Genomic DNA, 5880 nt, shown 5'->3' with positions numbered 1-5880 from the left:
GGGCTTCGGCGAAGGAGGGGAGCAGGAGGGTGATCTGCCATTCGCGGGCGTTGAAGCCGCGTAGCACCTCGGCCACCGTGCTCTCGGTGATCTCCTCAGGGGGCTGCCAGGCGATCCGGCGGACCGTGTCGGGGGTGATCAGGTTCTCCGGTGGGAGACGGTGCTCGCCGGCGATCCGCAACACCACCTCACGGCAGCGCGCCAGCCGGGCGGCAGCCGCCGGATCCCGCTCGGCCCACCGGTGCGGTGGGGGCGGACCCTCCACCGTCGGCGTCACCGGCAGCGCGTCGTCGGGCAACTGTCGGGCGTCGTCGAGCGCGGCCAACCAGGTCCGGGCCAGCCGGCGCACCGACCGGCCACCGAAACCGGGCAGGGTGAGCAGCGCCTTCTCGTCCTTCGGGTCCAGCTCGGCCGCTGCCACTATGGCCGAGTCGGGCAGCACCCGGCCCGGTGCCGAGTCACGGCGCGCGGCGATCTGGTCGCGGGCGTACCACAGCGAGCGGACCCGGGCCTGCGCCCGCGGCCCGCGTACCCGGTGAATGCCGGAGGTGCGCCGCCACGGCTCGGCGCGTACCCGCGGCGGCCGGGCCCCGGTGCGCACCAACGCGGCGAACTCCTCCGCGGCCCACGCGGACTTGTCCTGCCGGGTCAGCTCCGCGTCGAGCGCGTCGCGCAGGTCGACAAGCAGCTCCACGTCCAGCGCCGCGTAGGTCAGCCACGACTGCGGCAGCGGTCGGCTGGACCAGTCCGCTGCGGAGTGGTGCTTCTCCAGGCTGAAGCCGAGCAGATGTTCGGTGAGCGCGGCCAGGCCGACCCGTTCGAACCCGGCGAGCCGGGCGGCCAACTCGGTGTCGAAGAGCCGGCGCGGCCGCAGCCCCACCTCGGCCAGGCAGGGCAGGTCCTGGTTTGCCGCGTGCAGCACCCACTCCGCATCGGCGATCGCGGCGTCGAGGGTGCTCAGGTCGGGCAGGGGTAACGGGTCGATCAGCGCGGTGCCGGCGCCGGCGCGACGCAGCTGCACGAGGTACGCCCGCTGGCTGTAGCGGTAGCCGGAGGCGCGTTCGGCGTCCAGGGCCACCGGCCCGGTGCCGGCGGCGAAACGTGCCACCACCTCGGCGAGATGCTCAGGGAGGGCGATCGGCTCAGGGGTGCCCTCACGGGGTGCGGTCAGCGGCACGGACTCGCTGCCGGTGGGTTCGGTCCCCGCGTCCGACGGCTCCGGCCGCGCCGACGGCGGGTGGTGCGTGTCGTTTCCCGTACGGCTTGCGGCGGCCCGACGGCGCAGGGGTGGTTCGTCGGTCACCTGACAACCCTAGTGTGCGACCGGATCGCGCGGCGCGCAGCCGCCCCGTCGCGTGTCGGCTGATCTTCAAACCGGTGATGGCGGGTGGCCGCGTGCGGCTTCGCGGCGTGGCTGAACCGGTGCTTGTGGTGGGGGCTGCTGGGTCAACCGGTGGTGGCGGCGCGGCGTTCCGGCAGGACGGTGACACCGGGCGGCGGCAGGCCGGCGGTGGAGGCGAGCAGGGTGCACCAGGCGTACAGGTGCGAGGTGAGGTCGTTGCCGGTCGGGGTCCACGAGGCGCGGATCTCGATGTCGCTCGCGGTGGCCGGCCCTGCCAGCTCGCCGAAGCGTGTCGACGTGGTCTGCGTGATCGTGCCGCCGATGGCCCGGTGTCCCGCGTCCTGAGCGTCGAGGGCGTCGGTGAGCCAGGTCCAGCCCACCCCGGGCAGCAGCGGGTCGGCGGCAAGGTCGACCTCCAGCTCGGCGGTCACGTACGTGACCAGCCGCAGGGTGCCCTGCCACGCCTCGTGCCCGGCCGGGTCGTGCAGCAGGATCAACCGCCCGGTGGCCACCTCGTCGCCGTCACGCAGCACCGAGGCGGAGAGCGCGAAGGCGTACGGTGCCAGTCGCTGCGGCGCGGCCATCTCCTCCAGCAGGATCTCCGGCCGGGGTGTCGCCGACCGGAGCCCGGCCACCGCGCGGGCGAAGGTGTCCGGAAGCGCGATCGGGGCGGCCATGCCCGCAGCCTATGCCGCCACCTGCCGCCCGGCCCGGACGGCGCGCCGACGATCAACCGGTGAAGATCGTCCGGGCTGGCCTGGCCTTGTGTTAAAAGGGGGCCCCTGCTCTACCTGAGGCGTTAATAAGGGGCCCTTCCTTTCAGCGGGGTGGGGCGTGGCACGATGGCCGCGATGAGCACGGACAGCACGGGCACCGCCGCCCGAGACGATGAATCCCGCCCTGGCGGGCCCGCCGACTCACCCTTCGTGCGGGCGTGTCGGCGTCGAGAGGTGCCACACACCCCGGTCTGGTTTATGCGGCAGGCCGGCCGGTCGCTGCCGGAGTACCGCGAGATCCGGGCGAACGTGGCGATGCTGGAGTCCTGCCGCCGGCCGGACCTGGTCACCGAGATCACGCTCCAGCCGGTCCGCCGGCACGGGGTGGACGCGGCGATCCTGTTCAGCGACATCGTGGTGCCGGTCGCCGCCGCCGGGGTCGACCTGGACATCGTGCCGGGGACCGGGCCGGTGGTGGCCGAGCCGGTACGCACCGCCGCCGACGTGCAGCGGATCCGGCCGATCAGCCGCGACGACGTCCCGTACGTGGACGAGGCGGTCCGGCTGCTGGTCAAGGAGCTGGGCGACATCCCGCTGATCGGTTTCGCCGGGGCACCGTTCACCCTGGCCAGCTACCTGGTCGAGGGTGGGCCGTCGCGGACCCACGCGAAGACCAAGGCACTGATGTACGGCGAGCCGGAGCTGTGGCACGCCCTGGCCGGCCGGCTGGCCGAGATGACCCTTGCCTTCCTGCGGGTGCAGGTCGAGGCGGGCGTCAGCGCGGTGCAGCTCTTCGACTCCTGGGCCGGCGCGCTCTCCGAGGCCGACTACCGTCGGTTCGTGCTGCCTCACTCCACGAAGGTGCTGGCCGGGCTCGCCGACGCCGGGGTGCCCCGGATCCACTTCGGGGTGGGCACCGCCGAGTTGCTCGGCGCGATGGGCGAGGCCGGGGCCGACGTGGTCGGCGTGGACTGGCGTACGCCACTGGACGTCGCGACCCGCCGGATCGGACCGGAGCGGGCCGTGCAGGGCAACCTCGACCCGTGCGTACTGCTGGCCCCCTGGCCGGTGGTGGAGACCGAGGTACGCCGGATCGTCGAGCAGGGTCGGGCCGCACCCGGGCACGTGTTCAACCTCGGCCACGGCGTGCTGCCGGAGACCGACCCGGAGGTGTTGACCCGGGTGGTCGCGCTGGTGCACGAACTCTCCACCGGCGGCTGAGCGCCATGACGACGCGCTGGCGGGTGGCGGTGGTCGGCGGCGGCATCGCCGGCCTGGCCGCCGCCCTCCGGTTGCGTGACCGCGCCCCCGCCGACACCGAGATCACCGTGTACGAGCAGTCCGGCGCCCTCGGCGGCAAGCTGCGCACCGGTGAGCTGGCCGGTGGCCCGGTGGAGTTCGGCGCGGAGTCGTTCCTGATGCGCGACCCGGCCGGTGGCCCCTCCGCCGCCGTGGCCCTGGTGCACCGGCTCGGGCTGGCCGGGCGGATCAGGCACCCGAGCGTCGGGCAGGCGGCGCTCGCCGTCGACGGTCAGCTGCGCCCGATTCCCGGCGGCACACTGGTGGGCGTACCCGGTGATCTGGAGAAGGTGGCGACGGTGGCCCGGCCGACGCCGGAGGCCGACCGCGACGGCGGCGGGCCGCTGCTCGGGCCGGGGCAGGACGTTCCGGTCGGCGCGCTGGTGCGGTCCCGCTTCGGTGACGAGGTGGTGGACCGGCTGGTCGACCCGATGCTCGGCGGGGTGTACGCCGGCCGCGCCGACGACCTCTCCCTGGCCACCACCATGCCGGCCCTGGCCCGGGCGGCCCGCACGGAACACACTCTGCTCGGCGCGGTACGCGCGGCGCAGGCCGCCGCTCCACGCGCCCCCGGCGAGCCGGTCTTCGGCACCCTCGACGGCGGGCTCAGCACCCTGGTCGAGGCCGCCGCCACGGCCAGCGGGGCGACCATCCGCCGCAACGCGGCGGTGCGGGAACTCACCGCCATCGGCACCGGTTGGCGGCTCACCGTCGGGCCGACCCGTGATCCCGAGCACGTCGACGTGGACGCGGTGGTGCTGGCCGTGCCGGCCCGCCCGGCGGCCCGGCTCCTCGCCGACCTCGACGACCTCGTCGCCGAGGCGGCGGAGCGGATCGGCGGGCTGGACTACGCAAGCGTCGCGCTTGTCACCCTGGCCCTGCCCGAGCCGACCTTGCCGCAGCTCTCCGGCTTTCTGGTGCCCGGCACCGAGGGGTTGCTGATCAAGGCGTCGACGTTCTTCACCACCAAGTGGGGGCACCTGCGCCGGCCGGACGGGGTGGCGCTGGTCCGCGCCTCGGTGGGGCGCTACGGCGAGGAGAGCCAGCTGCAACGCCCCGACGAGGATCTCGCCGCCACCGTGCACCGGGAGTTGTCGGCGGTGCTGGACACCCCGCTGCCGGCCCCGGTCGACGGGCACGTGCAACGCTGGGGCGGCGCGTTGCCGCAGTACACCCCGGGGCACCTGGACCGGGTGGCCGCCGCACGAGCCGCCCTGGCGGCGGCGCATCCGACGCTGCGGTTGGCCGGCGCCGGCTACGACGGGGTGGGCATCCCGGTCTGCGTCCGCTCCGGCGAGACGGCGGCCGAGGAGATCATCACGGCACTGGAAGGATCGGGGAGATGACGGACCAGAGCAACGCGGCCCGGCTGCGGGAGTTGAACGACACCATCCGCTACACCATGTGGTCGGTGTTCCGGGCCAGCGCGCCGCTGCCGACACTGCGGGAGAACGTCACCGGCGAGGTCGAGTCGCTGATCGAGGAGCTGGCCGGCAAGGACGTGGTGGTCCGGGGCACGTACGACGTGTCCGGCCTGCGCGCCGACGCGGACCTGATGATCTGGTGGCACTCCTCGTCGAGCGACGCTCTGCAGGACGCGTACCTACGCTTGCGGCGGACCACGCTGGGGCGGGCGATGACCCCGGTCTGGTCCCAGATGGCGCTGCACCGGCCGGCCGAGTTCAACAAGAGCCACATCCCGGCCTTCCTGGCCGGCGAGGAGGCCCGCGCCTACCTCTGCGTCTACCCGTTCGTCCGCTCCTACGAGTGGTATCTGCTGCCCGACGCCGAGCGGCGGGAACTGCTCGCCGAGCACGGCAAGATGGCCCGGGGCTACCCCGACGTCCGCGCCAACACGGTCGCCTCGTTCGCCCTCGGCGACTACGAGTGGATGCTCGCCTTCGAGGCCGACGAGCTGCACCGGATCGTGGACCTGATGCGTGACCTGCGCGCCTCGCGGGCCCGGCTGCACGTGCGCGAAGAGGTCCCGTTCTACACCGGCCGCCGCCGCCCCATCGCCGACATCATCGCGAATTTGGTGTAGGTGTAAGGAGGGGCCCCCTGCTAACGCCTCGTGCATAGCAGGGGGCCCCTTTTAACAGTTCGCAGAGCGCACCAGCGCAGTGCCGCCGATCGGTGCGCCGGTCGGGGCCGCGCCGGCGGGAGTCGGCGCGGCCCCGCCAGGGTCAGGCGGTCGCCGTACAGGTGAGTGTGGGTGTGTTGTTCGTGCCGCTGCTCGATGCCAGGAAGCCGAAGGTGGCGCTGGCACCGGCACCGAGGCTGCCGTTGTAGCTGACGTTCGTGGCGGTCACCGTGGAGCCACTGGAGCTGACCGTGGCGTTCCATGCCTGGCTGACCTGTTGGCCGTTGGCGTACGTCCAGGTCACCCGCCAGCCGCGGATCGGCGCGCTACCGGCGGTCACCTGCACCTCGCCCTGGAAGCCGCCGGACCAGGTCGAGGTGACCCGGTAGGTGGCCGCGCAAGCCCCCGCCGCCGGCGGGTTGGACGTGGGTGGGGTGGGC

At 73.7% G+C, this 5880-nt stretch carries 6 protein-coding genes; 3 read left to right on the top strand and 3 right to left on the bottom strand.

Translation table 11 applies throughout. The annotated features are described in order from the left end of the window. Window positions 1-1303 (bottom strand): ribonuclease D (locus tag C1I93_RS27510; RefSeq protein WP_111246184.1); only part of this gene is annotated, 1303 nt, incomplete at its 3' end. Between the two features lie 143 nt (window positions 1304-1446). Further along, entirely contained in the window at window positions 1447-2019 is a 573-nt protein-coding gene (locus C1I93_RS27505; RefSeq protein ID WP_111246183.1) for a DUF3000 domain-containing protein, read from the bottom strand. A gap of 165 nt (window positions 2020-2184) precedes the next feature. Here C1I93_RS27505 and hemE point away from each other — a divergent pair, with 165 nt between their 5' ends. The 3 genes from hemE to hemQ are packed head-to-tail and all read left to right on the top strand — an operon-like array spanning window position 2185 to window position 5401. Next, the gene (gene hemE / locus C1I93_RS27500; RefSeq protein ID WP_111246185.1) at window positions 2185-3279 is read left to right on the top strand and encodes a uroporphyrinogen decarboxylase; all 1095 of its coding nucleotides are present in this window, start codon (window positions 2185-2187) and stop codon (window positions 3277-3279) included. A 5-nt stretch (window positions 3280-3284) separates the two neighbouring features. After that, complete coding sequence (gene hemG, locus C1I93_RS27495; RefSeq protein ID WP_111246182.1) at window positions 3285-4703, top strand: protoporphyrinogen oxidase; 1419 nt, start codon at window positions 3285-3287, stop codon at window positions 4701-4703. After that, a complete protein-coding gene (gene hemQ, locus C1I93_RS27490; RefSeq protein WP_111246181.1) occupies window positions 4700-5401 on the top strand; it encodes a hydrogen peroxide-dependent heme synthase in 702 nt (233 codons plus the stop codon). Before hemG ends, hemQ begins: the two co-directional genes overlap by 4 nt. A 142-nt stretch (window positions 5402-5543) precedes the next feature. Here hemQ and C1I93_RS27485 read toward each other — a convergent pair. Beyond that, window positions 5544-5880 (bottom strand): cellulose binding domain-containing protein (locus tag C1I93_RS27485; RefSeq protein WP_181445355.1); only part of this gene is annotated, 337 nt, incomplete at its 5' end.

Origin of the sequence: Micromonospora endophytica (assembly GCF_003236305.1) — a bacterium.
GTDB classification, from domain to species: Bacteria; Actinomycetota; Actinomycetes; order Mycobacteriales; family Micromonosporaceae; genus Micromonospora; species Micromonospora endophytica.
Note: the sequence above shows the minus strand (reverse complement) of the source record. Positions and strands in the feature narration are given on the sequence as shown.

Bases quoted from the DNA above. Each gene is read 5' to 3' on its own strand.
- C1I93_RS27505 (WP_111246183.1), bottom strand. From the start codon at position 2,019: ATGGCCGCCCCGATCGCGCTTCCGGACACCTTCGCCCGCGCGGTGGCC.
- hemE (WP_111246185.1), top strand. From the start codon at position 2,185: ATGGCCGCGATGAGCACGGACAGCACGGGCACCGCCGCCCGAGACGAT.
- hemG (WP_111246182.1), top strand. From the start codon at position 3,285: ATGACGACGCGCTGGCGGGTGGCGGTGGTCGGCGGCGGCATCGCCGGC.
- hemQ (WP_111246181.1), top strand. From the start codon at position 4,700: ATGACGGACCAGAGCAACGCGGCCCGGCTGCGGGAGTTGAACGACACC.